15 protein-coding genes are annotated in these 16,230 nt (G+C 67.7%); 5 read left to right on the top strand and 10 right to left on the bottom strand.

Annotated features, from left to right (window positions below):
- The 4 genes from ASE86_RS08875 to ASE86_RS08860 are packed head-to-tail and all read left to right on the top strand — an operon-like array spanning position 1 to position 5,517.
- On the top strand, positions 1 to 1,248 hold the full coding sequence (locus ASE86_RS08875) for a hypothetical protein (protein ID WP_056424815.1): 1,248 nt from the start codon (positions 1 to 3) through the stop codon (positions 1,246 to 1,248).
- Positions 1,248 to 1,886: a hypothetical protein gene (locus tag ASE86_RS08870; protein WP_056424811.1), complete on the top strand. Its 639-nt coding sequence runs from the start codon at positions 1,248 to 1,250 to the stop codon at positions 1,884 to 1,886. The genes ASE86_RS08875 and ASE86_RS08870 overlap by 1 nt, the downstream gene beginning before the upstream one ends.
- Positions 1,883 to 4,057, top strand: a complete 2,175-nt coding sequence (locus tag ASE86_RS08865; RefSeq protein ID WP_056424809.1) for an RNA degradosome polyphosphate kinase — start codon at positions 1,883 to 1,885, stop codon at positions 4,055 to 4,057. Before ASE86_RS08870 ends, ASE86_RS08865 begins: the two co-directional genes overlap by 4 nt.
- Entirely contained in the window at positions 4,054 to 5,517 is a 1,464-nt protein-coding gene (locus ASE86_RS08860) for a Ppx/GppA family phosphatase (RefSeq protein WP_056424805.1), read from the top strand. The genes ASE86_RS08865 and ASE86_RS08860 overlap by 4 nt, the downstream gene beginning before the upstream one ends.
- Before the next feature lies 1 nt (position 5,518).
- Here the strand turns inward: ASE86_RS08860 and ASE86_RS08855 are convergent, their stop codons facing one another.
- Positions 5,519 to 5,797: an I78 family peptidase inhibitor gene (locus ASE86_RS08855; protein WP_056424802.1), complete on the bottom strand. Its 279-nt coding sequence runs from the start codon at positions 5,795 to 5,797 to the stop codon at positions 5,519 to 5,521.
- Complete coding sequence (gene rnd / locus ASE86_RS08850; RefSeq protein WP_056424799.1) at positions 5,797 to 6,972, bottom strand: ribonuclease D; 1,176 nt, start codon at positions 6,970 to 6,972, stop codon at positions 5,797 to 5,799. Before rnd ends, ASE86_RS08855 begins: the two co-directional genes overlap by 1 nt.
- 129 nt (positions 6,973 to 7,101) lie before the next feature.
- On the opposite strand from rnd, the gene aspS reads away from it, so the two are divergent.
- Positions 7,102 to 8,931 (top strand): aspartate--tRNA ligase, encoded by a 1,830-nt coding sequence (aspS, locus tag ASE86_RS08845; protein WP_056424794.1) that lies wholly within the window; start codon positions 7,102 to 7,104, stop codon positions 8,929 to 8,931.
- 53 nt (positions 8,932 to 8,984) lie between these two features.
- On the opposite strand, the gene mazG is transcribed toward aspS, so the two are convergent.
- From mazG to ASE86_RS08805, 8 genes are read right to left on the bottom strand one after another with little or no spacing between them, the layout of a single operon-like run.
- Positions 8,985 to 9,734, bottom strand: coding sequence for a nucleoside triphosphate pyrophosphohydrolase (gene mazG, locus ASE86_RS08840; protein WP_056424790.1), 750 nt, complete (start codon positions 9,732 to 9,734; stop codon positions 8,985 to 8,987).
- A 43-nt stretch (positions 9,735 to 9,777) separates the two neighbouring features.
- Positions 9,778 to 10,389 (bottom strand): TIGR02281 family clan AA aspartic protease, encoded by a 612-nt coding sequence (locus ASE86_RS08835; RefSeq protein WP_056424787.1) that lies wholly within the window; start codon positions 10,387 to 10,389, stop codon positions 9,778 to 9,780.
- Entirely contained in the window at positions 10,386 to 11,150 is a 765-nt protein-coding gene (locus ASE86_RS08830) for an MBL fold metallo-hydrolase (protein ID WP_056424784.1), read from the bottom strand. The genes ASE86_RS08835 and ASE86_RS08830 overlap by 4 nt, the downstream gene beginning before the upstream one ends.
- Positions 11,147 to 11,929 carry a TatD family hydrolase gene (locus ASE86_RS08825; RefSeq protein ID WP_056424780.1) on the bottom strand — a complete coding sequence of 261 codons (783 nt, stop codon included), beginning with the start codon at positions 11,927 to 11,929 and terminating at the stop codon, positions 11,147 to 11,149. The genes ASE86_RS08830 and ASE86_RS08825 overlap by 4 nt, the downstream gene beginning before the upstream one ends.
- Positions 11,926 to 13,455: a methionine--tRNA ligase gene (metG, locus tag ASE86_RS08820; RefSeq protein ID WP_056424776.1), complete on the bottom strand. Its 1,530-nt coding sequence runs from the start codon at positions 13,453 to 13,455 to the stop codon at positions 11,926 to 11,928. Before metG ends, ASE86_RS08825 begins: the two co-directional genes overlap by 4 nt.
- 19 nt (positions 13,456 to 13,474) lie before the next feature.
- Positions 13,475 to 14,428, bottom strand: a complete 954-nt coding sequence (locus ASE86_RS08815; protein WP_056424773.1) for a DNA polymerase — start codon at positions 14,426 to 14,428, stop codon at positions 13,475 to 13,477.
- Positions 14,425 to 15,051, bottom strand: a complete 627-nt coding sequence (gene tmk / locus ASE86_RS08810; protein ID WP_056424770.1) for a dTMP kinase — start codon at positions 15,049 to 15,051, stop codon at positions 14,425 to 14,427. The genes ASE86_RS08815 and tmk overlap by 4 nt, the downstream gene beginning before the upstream one ends.
- Positions 15,048 to 16,217: a D-alanyl-D-alanine carboxypeptidase family protein gene (locus ASE86_RS08805; protein WP_056426895.1), complete on the bottom strand. Its 1,170-nt coding sequence runs from the start codon at positions 16,215 to 16,217 to the stop codon at positions 15,048 to 15,050. Before ASE86_RS08805 ends, tmk begins: the two co-directional genes overlap by 4 nt.
- Between the last annotated feature and the right edge of the window lie 13 nt (positions 16,218 to 16,230).

The following is a 16,230-nucleotide window of genomic DNA, read 5'->3' as shown; positions in this document are numbered from 1 at the left end:
ATGGTCAACCGCCGCATCCCCCGCGTCCTGGAATTCGGACTGGCGGCAGCCCTGCTCGCCGGTGCCGGCTATGTCTCCGCGCAGATCGAGGGCGAGGATCGCGGTGCCGCGCCGATCGACAGCTCCGGCGATTTCGAGGTCGGCGGAGTCACCGTCGACACCAGCGGCAAGACCGCGGAGGCCGCACGGCTGGCCGGGTGGCGGATCGCGCAGCGCAAGGCGTGGACCACGCTCAGCCAGCGGCTGACCGGCGCGAACGGCAGCCTGGCCGATGGAGCGCTCGATTCGATCGTCACCGGCATCGTCGTCGAGAACGAACAGATCGGCCCCGGCCGCTATATCGCGCGGCTGGGCGTGCTGTTCGACCGTGCCCGCGCCGGACAGATCCTGGGCGTCGCGACGACCTTTACGCGTTCGCCGCCGACCCTGGTCATTCCGGTCATGTGGTCGGGCGGATCGGGGCAGGTGTTCGAACGGACGACGCCCTGGCAACAGGCGTGGGCCCGCTATCGCACCGGCAACAGCGCGATCGATTATGTCCGGCCGGTCGGGACGGGATCGGACCCGTTGCTGCTGAACGTCGGCCAGACCGGACGGCGCGGGCGTGGCTGGTGGCGCACCGTACTCGACCAATATGGCGCCAGCGACGTGGTGATACCGGAAGTGCGGCTGTACCGCCAATATCCCGGCGGGCCGATCATCGGCGTCTTCACCGCGTTCCACGGGCCGGATCGCGAGCCGCTGGCGCGCTTCACGCTGCGCGCGCCCGACGGCAACGGGCTGAATGCGCTGCTCGATGCCGGCGTCGCGCGGCTGGACCAGGCGTACCAGACTGCCTCCCGGAGTGGTGCCCTGTCGCCCGACGTCATGCTGTCGCCGCCCCCGCAGCCCGAAGCGCTGCCGACGCCCGAGCCCACGCCGACGCCCGGCGCCGATCCGATCGGCGACATCATCGCCGCGACCGGCGGGCAGGCGATCCAGGTCCAGTTCGACACGCCGTCGGTCGGCGCGGTGACGAACGGCGAAGCGGCTATTCGCGCCATTCCCGGCGTATCCTCGGCCACGACCGCCAGCCTTGCGCTGGGCGGCGTATCGGTAATGCGGGTCGTCTATGCCGGCGACGCCGCTGCGCTGCGCACCGCGCTGGAAGCGCGCGGATGGAGCGTGCAGGAGGGCGGGGGAACGCTGCGCATCCGTCGCGCCGCCGCGCCCGACGCGCCGCTGGCCGTACCGTCGCCGGGGGGCTGATGCAGCAGCTCGACCTGCCGCTGCCGAAACCGGTCAATCCGCGGGCGGAGGAATTCCTGGTCGGGCCGTCCAACGCCCAGGCCGTTCACGCGATCGAACATTGGGGCACGTGGCCGGTCATGACCGCGCTGCTGGTCGGTCCGCGCAAATCCGGGCGCAGCCTGCTCGCCCGCGCATTCGTCGCCAAAACCGGCGGCACCGTGATCGACGATGCGCACCGATCGAGCGAATCGGACCTGTTCCACGCCTGGAACCGCGCACAGGGCGACCACCGCCCGCAATTGCTGGTCGCCGATCACGCGCCGCCTGCATGGGCGATCCGCCTGCCCGACCTGCGATCGCGGATCGCGGCATCCCCGCATCTGGTCGTCGATCATCCCGACGATGCGCTGGTCGGCGACCTGCTGCGATATCTGTTCGAGCGTCGCGACCTTGATGCGCGCGACGACGTGATCGCGTGGCTCGACCGGCGGCTGGAGCGCACCCATCTGGCCGTCCTGCGCGCGGTCGAGCGGATCGAGGAGGAGGCGGATCGTCGCCGTGTCCGCCGCCTGTCGGTTCCGCTGGCCCGCGCAGCGCTTGGCGGCGGGGGCTTTATCATCGATCCGTCACATGAAGCTGTCAGGGCGGTCGGATGACTCCGCCGCAGCCGACCCCGCCTTCGCCCGTCACGTCCGAACCGGCCCGGCCCGATGCCGAAAGCCGTTATTTCAATCGCGAACTGTCGTGGCTGGCGTTCAACCGCCGCGTGATCGAGGAGGCGTGCAACCCTGCACATCCGCTGCTCGAACGGCTGCGCTTCCTGTCGATCTCGGGCTCCAACCTCGACGAATTCTTCATGACCCGCGTCGCCGGGCTGATCGGGCAGCAGATCCGCGGGGTCGAGCAACGCTCCGCCGACGGCCGGACGCCGAAGCAGCAACTGAAGGCGATCGTGGAGGTGGGCGACGCGCTGGTCGATTCGCAGCAGGGCGTCTGGCGCGACCTGCTGGTGGCACTCGCCGAACAGGGCATCCGCATCGTCGACGGCACCCCGCTCGACGACGAGAGCGCGGCCTGGCTCTCGACCTATTTTCGCGAGCAGCTGTTCCCGATCCTGACCCCCCAGGCGCTCGACCCCGCGCATCCGTTCCCTTTCATCCCGAACGGCGGCCTGAGCGTCATCTTCGACCTCGTCCGCCTGTCCGATCAGGAACCGATCCGCGAGCTTGTCCTGCTGCCGGCGGGCGTCGCGCGCTTCGTGCGGCTGCCGGGCGAGGACTTCCGCTTCCTGACGATTGAAGACGTCATCAAGCGGTTCTCGGGTCAGCTGTTTCCGGGATATGAGGTCAAGGCCTCGGCCGCGTTCCGCATCCTGCGTGACAGCGATATCGAGCTGGAGGAAGAGGCGGAGGATCTGGTCCTCTACTTCCGCAGCGCCATCAAGCGCCGCCGCCGCGGCCGCGTGATCCGGCTGGAGATGGAAAGCGGGATCGATCCCGAGCTGGAACAGGTGCTGAAGGAGGAACTGGGCGGCGCCCGCGCGCTGCTGACCGAAATCGGCGGGTTCCTGGGGATCGGCAATCTGGCGAACCTGGTCGAGATCGAACGGCCCGACCTGCGCTTCCAGCCCTATGTCGCACGCTTTCCCGAACGCATCCGCGAATTCGGCGGGGATTGCTTCGCCGCGATCCGGGCGAAGGACATCATCGTCCATCATCCGTACGAAAGCTTCGATGTCGTCCTGGAATTCCTGAAGCAGGCCGCCGCCGACCCGGACGTGGTGGCGATCAAGCAGACGCTGTACCGCGCGGGCAAGCAGTCCGCCGTCATCAACGCGTTGATCGCCGCGGCCGAAGCGGGCAAGTCGGTGACCGCGGTCGTCGAGCTGAAGGCACGGTTCGACGAAGAACAGAATCTGCTGTGGGCCTCCGCCCTCGAACGCGCCGGCGTGCAGGTGGTCTACGGCTTCATCGACTGGAAGACCCACGCCAAGATTTCAATGGTCGTGCGGCGCGAAGGCGCGGGCTTCAAGACCTACTGCCATTTCGGCACCGGCAATTATCACCCGGTGACCGCGCGCATCTATACCGACCTCAGCTTCTTCACCGCCGACCCGCGGCTGGGGCGCGATGCCGCGGCGGTGTTCAATTACATCACCGGCTATGTCGAACCCGATTCGCTGGAGCTGCTGCACATCTCGCCGCGCGATCTGCGCCGCGAACTGTCGTCGCTGATCGATGCAGAGATCGGCCACGCGCTGGCCGGGCGGCCGGCAGCGATCTGGGCGAAAATGAATTCGCTGGTCGACCCCGCGATCATCGAGAAACTGTACGAGGCGTCGAACGCGGGCGTCGAGATCGACCTGATCGTCCGCGGCATCTGCTGCCTGCGACCCGGGGTGCCCGAGATGTCGGCACGCATCCGCGTCCGATCCGCGGTCGGCCGCTTCCTGGAGCACAGCCGCATATGGGCGTTCGCCAACGGCCAGGACCTGCCCAATGACGAAGCGAAGGTGTTTCTGTCGTCGGCCGACTGGATGCCGCGCAACTTCGACCGGCGCGTCGAGTTCATGTTGCCTGTACTCAATGAAACCGTCCACGATCAGGTGCTCGACCAGGTGATGGTCGCCAACCTGCTCGACACCGAACAGAGCTGGGAGCTGCAGCCCGATGGCCGTTATGTCCGCGTCGTGGCCGGCGCCAAGCCGTTCAACCTCCACCACTATTTCATGACCAACCCATCGCTGTCGGGTCGCGGCGCCGGCAAGGGGCGGCGGGGCAAGGTGCCGACGCTGTCGCTCGCGCGGCGCGGACGGCCCGCGGGATGACCCATCCGCGCCGGCTGGCGATCATCGACATCGGTTCCAATTCGATCCGCCTGGTCGTCTATCAGGGGGCGCGCCGCGTGCCGGCGCCGATCTTCAACGAGAAGGTGATGGCGGGGCTCGGGCGCTCGCTGTCGGAAACCGGCACGATCGATGCGGAAGCGTTCGCGCTGGCGCGCACCGGCCTTGCCCGTTTCGCCTGGCTGGTCCGCGAAATGAAGGTCGACGATGTCCGCACCGTCGCGACCGCCGCGGTACGCGATGCGAGCAACGGCGCAGACCTGCTCGCGGTGGCCGAGGGACTGGGCCTCGCCGTCGAGGTCCTGTCCGGAGAGGAGGAGGCGACCGCATCCGGCATGGGTGTGCTGTCGGCGATTCCCGACGCCGACGGCATCGTCGGCGACCTGGGCGGCGGCAGCCTGGAGCTGGTGCGGATCGTCGCGGGCACCGTCACCGACCGCGTATCGTTTCCGCTGGGCGTGCTGCGGCTCGCCGCGATCCGCGCGAAGGGCAAGTCGTCGCTCGACCGGCGCGTGGCCGATTTCCTGGCCGACACCGGCTGGGCGGGGCGGGGGAAGGGCCTGCCGCTCTACATGGTCGGGGGGTCGTGGCGGTCGCTCGCCAAGCTCGACATGGAGCTGAACGGATACCCGCTGCCGGTCATCCACGGCTATGCGATGACCGGCGACGAGGTCGCGCGGATCGGCCGGTCGCTCGCGCATCTCGACAAGGCGCGGATGAAGACGATCGCCGGTATCTCGTCCGCGCGCGCGCCGACGTTAAGCGATGCCGCAGCATTGCTGGGGATCCTGATGAAGCGGCTGGGTACGACCGCGGCGATCGCGTCGTCGCATGGCCTGCGCGAAGGCCTGCTGTATCAGCGCCTGCCGGCGGCGATCCGGGCCGAGGACGCGCTGATCGTCGCGGCGCGCGAGGAAGCGCGGGTCGCCGGCCGGTTCCCCGAACACGGCGACGTGCTGAATCGCTGGATCGCGCCGCTGTTCGCCGGCGACCCGGTCGAGCGTGCGCGCTTGCGTCATGCCGCCTGCCTGCTGGCCGATGTCGGTTGGCGCGCGAACCCGGAATTCCGCGCCGAACGCGGGGTCGAGATCGCGCTGCACGGCAATTGGGTCGCGATCGATGCGAAGGGCAGGGCGCTGGTCGCGCAGGCGCTGCATTCGTCGCTGGGCGGCGAATCGACCTCGCCCGATCCGCTCGGCCGCCTGGCGCCGCACGACGAACTGGCGGTCGCAGTGCAATGGGGGCTCGCGATGCGGCTCGGGCAGCGGCTGTCGGGCGGTGTCGCGGCGCCGCTGGATCGGACGCGGCTGTCGATCGATGAGGATGCGCTGCTGCTGCACGTACCCGCAGCCGATACCGCGCTGTACGGCGACACGGTCGAGAAACGCCACCGCGCGCTCGCCGCCGCGATGGGACGGCAGGCGCGTCTGGTGATCGGCTAGGTCAGCCGCACGCCACGCGGACAATCGTGTCGGCGGCATCCAGCGTGACGGTCACGCGCTGCGCGTCGAACTCCATCGTGACCATCTGTCCCGGACGGACCGCGCGCAGCGTCGCTGCCTTTGTCGCCATACGGACGTCCGCGGCGACCGCGTCGGAAAAGGCTCGACCGACGAAGGCCTGCGTGTCCGTAGTCACGCAAAGGGCGCCCATCGGCCCGACCGGCGGCTTCGGCATACAGGCGGTGAGCGGGATCAGCGCGGCGATAGCCAAGGCGCGCATCAGTCTTCCACGTCCGTCCGGGTCATCGCCAGCTTGCCGTCGCGGACGGTGAAGCCGAGCCGCCCTTCGACCAGGTCCAGCGCATCGCGGCCGAACTGCTCGAACCGCCAGCCCTGCAGGATCGACAGGTCGGTGCGCTGCCCGGCCGCCAGAGCCTCCAGGTCGTCCGAGCGGGCGAGCAGGCGCGCCGCGACGTTGATGTCCCGCGCGCGGATCTTCAGCAGCAGCTTCAGCAGGTCGGCGACCAGGCCGCCTTCCTTGCCCAGCGACGGCCCGCGATCGTCGCGGCTCGGCATCTCCGAGGGGGGAAGGGGGGTAGCATCCGCGATCGCCGCCATCAGCCGGCCGCCGATGTCATTGCCCGCCCAACTGGCCGACAGCCCGCGCACCTTGGACAGATCGCTCTGCTTGCGCGGTGGATTGCTGGCGATGTCGGCGATCGTCTCGTCCTTGGCGATGCGGCCGCGCGGCAGGTTCTTGCCCCGCGCTTCGGTCTCGCGCCACCGTGCGATCGCCTTCAGCCGGCCGAGCACTTCGGCCTTGCGGCTGTTGATCCGCACGCGCTGCCACGCGGCCTCGGGGTCCTGCCGGTAGTTCTCCGGGTCACCCAGCCGCTCCATTTCCTGGTCCAGCCAGTCGCCGCGGCCGGTCCGGCGCAGACGCTCGAGCATCTTGGGAAAGATTTCCGCCAGATGCGTCACGTCGGCGATGGCGTAGGTGATCTGGCGGTCGTCGAGCGGTCGGCGGCTCCAGTCGGTGAAGCGCGCGCCCTTGTCGACTTGGATGCCGAGATAGCTGTCGACCAGGTTCGAATAGCCGATCTGCTCGCCCTGACCCAGCGCCATCGCCGCGACCTGGGTGTCGAACAGCGGGAAGGGCGTCTTGCCGGTCAGGTTGTAGACGATTTCCAGGTCCTGGCCGCCGGCGTGGAAGACCTTCAGAACCTCGTCGTTCTCGGTCATCAGGTCGAGCAGCGGCTTCAGGTCGATACCGGGGGCCAGCGGGTCGATCGCCGCGGCTTCCTCGGTATTGGCGACCTGGATCAGGCACAGCTCCGGCCAGAAGGTGTTCTCGCGCATGAATTCGGTGTCGACCGTGATGAACGGCGACTGCGAAAGGCGGGTGCAGAGATTGGCGAGGGTGGCCGAGTCTTCGATCAACGGGTGAATATGCATAGGCCGGCGGCCATAGCCCCGCGCGCGCGGCTTGACAAAGGGGCGCGTGGAGGGGAGGGCGCCGGCTCTCCATTATGGCTTATTCCGGAACCGGGCAGATGCGCCGTTCCGGCTAGATCGAGACGAACCATGCACGCCTATCGCACCCACACTTGCGCCGCGCTTCGCGCCACCGATGTCGGCCAGACGATCCGTCTGTCGGGCTGGGTCCATCGCAAGCGCGATCATGGCGGCGTGCTGTTCGTCGACCTGCGCGACCATTACGGCATCACCCAGGTCGTCGCCGATGTCGACAGCGCGGCGCTGCCGATCCTGGAGGCCGCGCGCATCGAATCGGTCATCACCATCGACGGCGAGGTGAAGGCGCGAGCCGTCGGCACCGCGAACGCCAACCTGCCGACCGGCGAGATCGAGGTCTTCGCGCGCGGTGCGACCGTCCTGTCGGCTGCCGACGAACTGCCGATGCCGGTCGCGGGCGAGCAGGAATATCCGGAAGATATCCGCCTGCGCTACCGCTTCCTCGACCTGCGTCGCGAGACGCTGCACGCGAACATCGTGCGCCGGACCAAGGTCATCTCGGCGATGCGTCGCCGCATGGAAGACGTCGGCTTCACCGAATATTCGACGCCGATCCTGACCGCGTCGTCGCCCGAGGGCGCGCGCGACTTCCTGGTGCCCAGCCGCATCCATCCGGGCAAGTTCTACGCGCTGCCGCAGGCGCCGCAGCAGTACAAGCAGCTGCTGATGGTCGCCGGCTTCGACCGGTATTTCCAGATCGCACCGTGTTTCCGCGACGAGGACCCGCGCGCCGACCGCCTGCCGGGCGAATTCTACCAGCTCGACCTGGAGATGAGCTTCGTCACGCAGGAGGAAGTGTGGGAGACGATGGAGCCGGTCATCGGCGGCATCTTCGAACAGTTCGCCGATGGCCGCAGCGTAACGCCGTCGGGCGAATTCCCGCGGATTCCGTATGACGAAGCGATGCTGAAGTACGGCAGCGACAAGCCGGATCTCCGCAACCCGCTGATCATCACCGACGTGTCGGAGCATTTCACGCAAAGCGGCTTCGGCCTGTTCGAAAAGATCGTCGGGTCGGGCGGTGTTGTCCGCGCGATCCCGGCGCCGGGGACGGCGGACAAGAGCCGCAAGTTCTTCGACGACATGAACGAATGGGCGCGCAGCGAAGGCCATGCGGGTCTTGGCTACGTTACGCGCAAGGGCGGCGAGTTCGGCGGGCCGATCGCCAAGAACCATGGGCCGGAGAAGATGGAGGCGCTGTACGCGGCACTTGGTCTGGGGCCGGACGACGGGCTGTTCTTCGCCGCCGGCAAGGTCGAGGCCGCGGCCAAGCTCGCCGGTGCAGCGCGCACGCGCGTCGCCGACCAGCTCGCCCTGATCGAGCAGGGCGCGTTCCGCCTGTGCTGGATCGTCGATTTCCCGTTCTACGAATGGGATGAGGATTCGAAGACGGTCGACTTTGCACACAACCCGTTCTCGATGCCGCAGGGCGGGCTCGAGGCGCTGGAGAACCAGGACCCGCTGACGATCAAGGCGTATCAGTACGACCTGGTCTGCAACGGCTTCGAGATCGCATCGGGGTCGATCCGTAACCAGTCGCCCGAGCTGATGGTGAAGGCGTTCGAACTGGTCGGCCTGTCGAAGGCGGACGTCGAGGAGCGCTTCGGCGGCCTCTACCGCGCTTTCCAGTACGGCGCCCCGCCGCACGGGGGCATGGCGGCGGGCGTCGACCGCATCGTCATGCTGATCTGCGGCGCGCAGAACCTGCGCGAGATCACGCTGTTCCCGATGAACCAGCGTGCCGAGGACCTGCTGATGGGGGCCCCGAGCCAGGCGATGCCGAAGCAGCTGAAGGAACTGAGCATCAAGGTCGCCGAACAGGCAAAACCGGGCGTGACGGCTGGTGCACAGCCGGTCGCGGCGGTGGTCAGACCGGAGTAGGCGGGAAGGGTGCGCTCGCCTCGTGCTCCGGCGAAGGTCGGCGCACGGCGGCTTCAGCTCGCGGCCTTTTCACCGGCCTTGACCCGTTGCCACAGAGCTTCCTGCTCATCGAGCGACAGCTTGGCAAACGCATCGCCCGCGATGTTCTCCATCGCGCGGAATCGCCGTTCGAACTTGGCATTGCCCGCGCGCAGCGCGGCCTCGGGTTCGACGCCCAGCTTGCGCGCCCAATTGACGACCGCGAACAGCAGGTCGCCGACTTCTTCCGCGCGCTCGGCGTCCGACGCGGCCGCGACTTCGGCCAGCTCCTCGTCGATCTTGGCACGCGCGTCGTTCGGGTCGGTCCAGTCGAAGCCGACCCGCGCCGTGCGCTTCTGGAGCTTTTCCGCGCGGAGCAACGCCGGCAGGCCCAGCGCCACGCCGCCGATCGCGCTGGCATCGGCCTTGGCGGCGCGTTCCTCGGCCTTGATGACTTCCCACAGGTGATGGCCGCCATCGGTCGCGTCGCCGAAGATATGCGGGTGGCGGCGTTCCATCTTGTCGCTGATCGCGGCGACGACGTCCGGCAGCGCGAAGTGGCCGGCTTCCTCGGCAATACGCGCGTGAAACACGACCTGGAGCAGCAGGTCGCCGAGTTCGTCCTTCAGCTCGGCCACGTTGTTGCGGGCGATCGCGTCGGCGACCTCGTACGCTTCCTCGATCGTGTAGGGCGCGATGGTGTCGAATGTCTGCACCGTGTCCCATTCGCACCCGCGCTCCGGATCGCGGAGGCGGGCCATGATGGTCACGAGCCGCTCGATCATCGCACGTCCTTCAGTTCGATAATATACATTATGTAAAATAGTATCAGCTTTGCGGTGTGCGTTTGGGTTCGAGGATGAGCGTCCGCCCCTCGACCCGCCACGATCCCAGCCGCGACAGGAAGTTCATGCCCAGCACGTCAGTGTCTCCGAACGCCGGCGACACGACGACGCCCAGATCGGTCGTCTCCAGCGTGCCGAGCGACACGCGCTCAACCCGTGCACGCCGTGCGGTGATCGAGCCGTTGGCGGTGTTGATCACGACCGGAAAGCCGGCCGCGTTGGTCTCTATCCCGATCGCCCTGGCGCTCGCTTCCGAAACGGCGGTGATCGTCGCGCCGCTATCGACCAGCATCCGCTTCTCGACACCGTCCAGCGTTACGCGCGCCCAGAAATGGCCGTCCTCGCTCATCTGGATGCGTACCGTGTCACCGACGACGGTCTGGCCACCGATCCCGAGGCGCTCGCCGATGTCGGTGACGATCGGCGCGATGCGATCACGATTGGCAAAAGCCAGCGCCGCCAACGCGAAGATCATGATCCAGCCGAGCGCCGATCGTGCGATCTGCCCGAACGACAGCCGCCGCGCGGTCAGGCCGCTCAGGACCAGCACCAGCGCGCCGATACCCCATAGGAAGGACGCGCTGTCGTCGGTCACAACCGGACCTCCAGTCCGTCATAGCCGGGTTCGACCCCGGCGGGCAGCGTCTCGCACAGCGTCCGATAATCCATCGACTGATCCATATGGGTCAGAATGGCGCGCTTGGGCCGCAGTTCCGCGATCCAGCCGAGCGCCTGGTCGAGCGTCGGGTGGGTCGGGTGCGGTGCGCGGCGCAGGGCGTCGATCACCAGCACGTCGGCATCTTCATACAGGCTTCGCATATTATCGGTTAAGATATTGAAGTCGGTCGCATAAACGATCGCTGAACCATCATGCTCGAACCGCAGCCCCGCGCTCACGATGCTGCCGTGCGGCTGATCGGTCACGCCGATCGCGATCGACCCGATCGTCAGCCGATCGGACAGCAGTTCGCCGGCGATGGTCGAGGGATAGCCATCCCGGCCGTGGAAAGCATAGGCGAAACGCTGGCGGAGGCTGTCCAGCGTCGCCTCCCGCGCCAGCCCGCGCACCGGGACACGCTGGGCATGATAGACCTGCCGCAGGTCGTCTAGGCCATGGCAATGATCGGCATGATCGTGCGTCCAGATCACCGCATCGACCGCCGCCACGTCGGCCGCGAGCAGTTGTTCGCGCAGGTCCGGGCCTGTGTCGATGAGAATGCGCGAATCGTCGGTTTCAATCAGGATCGACACCCGCAACCGGCGATTGCGCGGCTCTGCGGGATCGCACGCGCCCCAGTCGTTGCCGATCCGCGGGACGCCCGAGGATGTGCCACAACCGAGAATGCGCAGTTTCACGGACGGAGCGTCTTGGCGAAGAGCGTGTGGAAATTCTCGCGGGTCCGATCGGCGAGCGTTTCGGGATCTTCGCCGCGCAGTTGGGCCAGGAACCGGCAGGTGTCGGCGACGTAGGCCGGCTCGCCGGTCTTGCCCCGATGCGGCACGGGCGCGAGGAACGGCGCGTCGGTTTCGATCAGCAGACGGTCGATCGGGAGCCGCGCGGCGGTTTCCTGCAAATCCCTGGCATTCTTGAACGTTACGATACCGGAAATCGAGATGTAGAAACCCATCGCGAGCGCGGCATCGGCAAAGGCGCCGCTGGCGGTGAAGCAGTGGATGACGCCGGGGTAGGCCCCCTTCCCCAGTTCGTCCTGCAGGATCGCGAGCGTGTCAGCCTCGGCATCGCGGGTGTGGACGACGATCGGCAGCCCTGTTTCGCGACAGGCGGCCAGATGCGCGCGAAAACTGGCCTGCTGCCGTTCGCGGTCGCTCTTGTCGTAATAATAATCGAGGCCGCTTTCCCCGATGCCGACGACGCGGCGGTGCGCGGCGCGGGCGACCAGCTTGGCGGTATCGACATGGGGGTGCTGGTCGGCCTCATGCGGGTGGATGCCGACCGTCGACCAGACGTCGGCTTCGGCTTCCGCGGTGGCGAGCACGGCGTCCCATTCGCTCTCGCGCGTGGCGATGTTGAGCATCGCCACGACGCCGGACGCACGGGCGCGTTTCAGCACGCTCTGCTGATCCTCCGCCAACCCCTTGTAATTCAGGTGGCAATGGCTGTCGGCGAGCCTCATCCCGCGGCGAGCTCCAGACGCGGAAACACCGGGCTGGGCGCCGTGAACGGCGTGGTCGTCGGGTCCCAATCGGCGAGCAGCGCGGCGTGATCGCGCTCCGTCACGCCAAGCTGATCGAGCACCGCCGCTGCGGACGTCGGGATGACCGGCAGGATGGTGATCGCCAGCCGCCGGATCGCATCGACCAGCGTGCAGAGCACCGCGTGCATCCGCTCCGGGTCGGTCTTGCGGAGCGCCCAGGGGGCCTGGGCGTCGATATAGGCGTTGCAGGCGAAAACGCCGCGCATCCACACCTCGATCCCCTGGCCGAGCGCCAGGTCGTCGAATTGCGCGACGAATTCGCGCGTCGCCGCATCGACTTCGGCGAGCAATTCGGCGTCGGCGGGATCGCTGCGTCCGGTCTCGAGCTGACCGCCAAGATTCTTGGCGATGAACGCCAGCGTGCGCTGCGCGAGGTTGCCGAAGCTGTTAGACAGGTCGGCGTTCGACCGCGTGACGATCGCTTCGTCGCTGAACGTCCCGTCCTGCCCGAAGCTGACGTCGCGGAGCAGGAAATACCGCAGCGGATCGACACCGTAGAGCGTCGCCAGCGCCATCGGATCGACGACATTGCCGACCGACTTCGACATCTTTTCCCCCCGGTTCAGCAGGAAGCCGTGGCCGAACACCTGGCGCGGCAGCGGCAGCTTGGCCGACATCAGGAAGGCGGGCCAATAGACCGCGTGGAAGCGAACGATATCCTTTCCGATCAGATGCAGGTTCGCCGGCCAGTATTTTGAAAACAGGGCGGTATCGTCCGGGTATCCGGCGCCGGTGATGTAGTTGGTCAGCGCATCGACCCAGACGTACATGACGTGACCCGGACTGTCGGGCACCGGCACGCCCCAGTCGAAGCTGGTGCGCGACACGCTAAGGTCGGTCAGGCCGCCTTCGACGAAGCGCAGGATTTCGTTGCGGCGGCTGTCCGGGCGGATGAAGTCAGGCTGCGACGCATAGAGGTCGAGCAACGGCTGCTGGTATTTCGACAGGCGGAAGAACCAGGTTTCCTCCGCGGTCCACTCGACCGGCGTGCCCTGCGGCGACAACTTTGTGCCGTCCTCGCCGACCATCAGTTCCTTCTCTTCGTAAAAGGCTTCGTCGCGGACCGAATACCAGCCCTCGTACCGGTCTAGATACAGGTCGCCGGCATCCGCCATCGCCCGCCAGATCGCCTGGCTGGCGGCATAATGCCCGGGCTCGACGGTACGGATGAAACGGTCATAACCGATATTCAACACGCCCGCCATCTCATGGAAATAGCCCGACATTTCGTCGGCCAGCGCGCGCACTTCGACTCCTCGGTCGCGCGCGGTCTTGACCATCTTCAGGCCATGCTCGTCGGTGCCGGTCTGGAAGCGGACGTCGCGTCCGGCCTGGCGCTGGAACCGCGCGATCGCGTCGGCGGCGATCATTTCATAGGCATGGCCGATGTGCGGACGGCCGTTGGGGTAATGGATCGCGGTCGTGATGTAATAGGGCTCGGACATGGGCGCTGCCCTAGCCAGTTCAGCGCGACCGCGCCAGCCGTGCGACATAGCCGCCCATCTCGAACGTGGTCGTCGCGGCGTCAAGCGACTGAGCGAGCGAGGCGCGGGCAAGATCGACCGCCGCGGCATAGGCATCCAGCGCCTCGCGCAGCCCTTCCCCGGTCAGCAACCGGGCGCGTTCGGCAATGAACGCGGGGACACGCTCCAGAAACGCCTCGTAGCGCGGCTGTGCCGCCTTCGGCGACAACGCCTTGGACAGTTTCACGCGCTGCCGGGTATCGACGTCACCATCCCCGGCAATCGTCTCCAGCGCCGTTTCGATCGCGGCAAGGTCCAGTCCGGCGAAGCGCAGCGCGCGGCCCGGCGAACCCGCCCCGGCGCGGATCAGCGCGGCCAGTTCCGCCTCGGTCGCCTGGGGGACGGCGTCGCGCAGGACGGTACGCATGTCGCCGTCCCCCAGCACGTCGAACCGGAGCAGCCGGCAGCGCGAGCGGATCGTCGGCAGCAATCGGCCGGGTGCGTGGCTGACGAGCAGGAAGATCGTGCCGGCCGGCGGTTCCTCCAGGCTCTTGAGCAGCGCGTTGGCGGCGGGGCGTTCGAGGTCGTCGATCGCGTCGATGACGATCACGCGGCGATCGGACATCGACGGCTTGATGCCGAGCATCGGCCCGAGAGCGCGGATCTGCTCGATCTTGATCGACCGCGCGGTGCCCTTCTCCGGCTTGTCGGCGTCGACCGGCAGCCGTTCGAGGACGCGGTAGTCCGGGTGCGCGCCCGCGGCGATCATCGCGGCGGTGCGGCCGGCGTGGTCCCCGGCCGCGCGGGCCAGCAAACGCTCGGCGGCGGCCTTGACGAAACTCGCCTTCCCCAGCCCCTCGGCACCCGTGACCAGCCATGCGTGGTGCAAGTTGCCTGCAACGTCGGCAGCCTCGATCGCGCCGCGCGCTGGATCGTTGCCGATGAGTGACGTCATGGCAGCAGGTCGGCGAGCGCCTCCAGCAGCCGATCGGTCACCACATCCGGCGTCGCCGCGGCGTCGACCAGCCGGACGCGGTCGGGCTCATGCCCGGCGATGCGGCGGAACTGCGCGGCGACGGCGGCATGGAAATCCGGCCCGCGCTGGGCGAAGCGATCGGCCGCACCCGCATCGCGCGCAGCGGCCCGTTCGGCGCCGTGTGCGGGATCGATCTCCAGCACCAGCGTCCGGTCGGGCAGCAGCCCCTTCGATCCGAAGCCGTGGAGCGCCAGGATCGCGGCATCGTCGATATCCTGCGCACCCTGATACGCGCGGGTCGAATCGATGAAGCGGTCGCAGATCACCCACTGCCCGGATTCAAGCGCCGGGCGGATGCGCTTTTCGACATGATCGGCACGCGCAGCGGCGAACAGCAGCGTTTCGCTGTGCGAGCTCCACCGCGACACGTCGCCGCCCAGCAGAAGCCCGCGGATCGCCTCAGCGCCCTCGCTGCCACCGGGTTCGCGGGTGACGACGACCGCCAGCCCGCGCGATTCGAGCGCGGCGGCGAGGGCGGCGGCCTGCGTCGACTTGCCCGCCCCCTCCCCGCCTTCCAGCGAGATGAACTTGCCCGCTGTCACGCGCCGAACAGCGACATCAGCCCGGCCCAGGCACGGCCGAAGAAGCCCGCCTCGGCGACATCGGCTTCGGCGACCAGCGGCATGGTCGAGGTCGGGCCGCCGTCGGTCTGGACGACCAGGTCGGCGATATGCTGGCCGGCCTTGATCGGTGCCTGGATGGGCCCGGAGTAGACGACCTTTGCCGTCATCTTCGGGTCGCTGCCGGCGGGAATCGTGATCTTCAGGTCGTTCGGCGCGACCAGGGCGACTTCGCTCTCGCTGCCGCCCTGCACGTCGGCGGTCGACACGCGCTTGCCCTTGGCGACGATCGGCTTGGCCTTCCACGCGCGGAAGCCCCAGTCCATGAATTTCACCGACTCGCTGATCCGCTCGTTGAAGCTGTTCAGGCCGGCGACGACCATGACCAGGCGGCGGCCGTTCTGCTCGGCCGAGCCGGTGAAGCCATAGCCTGCTTCCTCGGTATGGCCGGTCTTCAACCCATCGGCGCCGGCGACGCGGCCCAGCAACGGATCGCGGTTGGCCTGGGTGATGTCGCTGCCCGACCCCAGCGTCTTGCCCCAGGTGAACTGGCGCAGCGAATAGAAGCGCTTGTACAGCTGCGGGTGGTTCTTGATCGTGGCGTCGGCCAGATGCGCCAGGTCACGAGCGGTGACGTAAGTGACGCCGCCGTCCGGCCAGCCGTTCGACGTGCCGAAGTTGCTGTTCTTCAGCCCCAGCTCCGCCGCCTTCTTGTTCATCAGCGCGGTAAACGCTTCCTCGGTCCCGGCGATCTGTTCGGCCAGGACGACGCACGCGTCGTTGCCCGACAGGACGACGATGCCCTTCAGCAGATTGTCGACGCTGACCTGCTCGCCGGGCGACAGGAACATGGTCGAACCCGCCTGCGGCCCGTGCCACTTCTGCCACGTCTCCGGACGGACGGTAACCATCGTGTCGAGCTTCAGGTCGCCCTTCTTGATCAGGTCGAACGCGACATAGGCGGTCATCATCTTCGCCATCGATGCCGGCGGCATCCGGACGTCGGCGTCCTTTTCGAACAGGACCGCTCCGGTCGACAGATCCTCGAGATAGGCGACCCTGGCCGACGTCTGGAACGGCGGCGCCTGCGCGATGCCGGGTGTCGCCGCGAGGAGCGCGAAGATGGAGGCGAGAGCAGGAGCTTTCATCATGGGGCAGTCC

The organism is Sphingomonas sp. Leaf33, from assembly GCF_001421785.1.
Classification (GTDB): domain Bacteria; phylum Pseudomonadota; class Alphaproteobacteria; order Sphingomonadales; family Sphingomonadaceae; genus Sphingomonas.
Note: the sequence above shows the minus strand (reverse complement) of the source record. Positions and strands in the feature narration are given on the sequence as shown.

Coding starts and splice junctions, on each gene's coding strand:
- ASE86_RS08875 (WP_056424815.1), top strand. CDS start 1: ATGGTCAACCGCCGCATCCCCCGCGTCCTGGAATTCGGACTGGCGGCA.
- ASE86_RS08870 (WP_056424811.1), top strand. CDS start 1,248: ATGCAGCAGCTCGACCTGCCGCTGCCGAAACCGGTCAATCCGCGGGCG.
- ASE86_RS08865 (WP_056424809.1), top strand. CDS start 1,883: ATGACTCCGCCGCAGCCGACCCCGCCTTCGCCCGTCACGTCCGAACCG.
- ASE86_RS08860 (WP_056424805.1), top strand. CDS start 4,054: ATGACCCATCCGCGCCGGCTGGCGATCATCGACATCGGTTCCAATTCG.
- ASE86_RS08855 (WP_056424802.1), bottom strand. CDS start 5,797: ATGCGCGCCTTGGCTATCGCCGCGCTGATCCCGCTCACCGCCTGTATG.
- rnd (WP_056424799.1), bottom strand. CDS start 6,972: ATGCATATTCACCCGTTGATCGAAGACTCGGCCACCCTCGCCAATCTC.
- aspS (WP_056424794.1), top strand. CDS start 7,102: ATGCACGCCTATCGCACCCACACTTGCGCCGCGCTTCGCGCCACCGAT.
- mazG (WP_056424790.1), bottom strand. CDS start 9,734: ATGATCGAGCGGCTCGTGACCATCATGGCCCGCCTCCGCGATCCGGAG.
- ASE86_RS08825 (WP_056424780.1), bottom strand. CDS start 11,929: ATGAGGCTCGCCGACAGCCATTGCCACCTGAATTACAAGGGGTTGGCG.
- metG (WP_056424776.1), bottom strand. CDS start 13,455: ATGTCCGAGCCCTATTACATCACGACCGCGATCCATTACCCCAACGGC.
- ASE86_RS08815 (WP_056424773.1), bottom strand. CDS start 14,428: ATGACGTCACTCATCGGCAACGATCCAGCGCGCGGCGCGATCGAGGCT.
- ASE86_RS08805 (WP_056426895.1), bottom strand. CDS start 16,217: ATGAAAGCTCCTGCTCTCGCCTCCATCTTCGCGCTCCTCGCGGCGACA.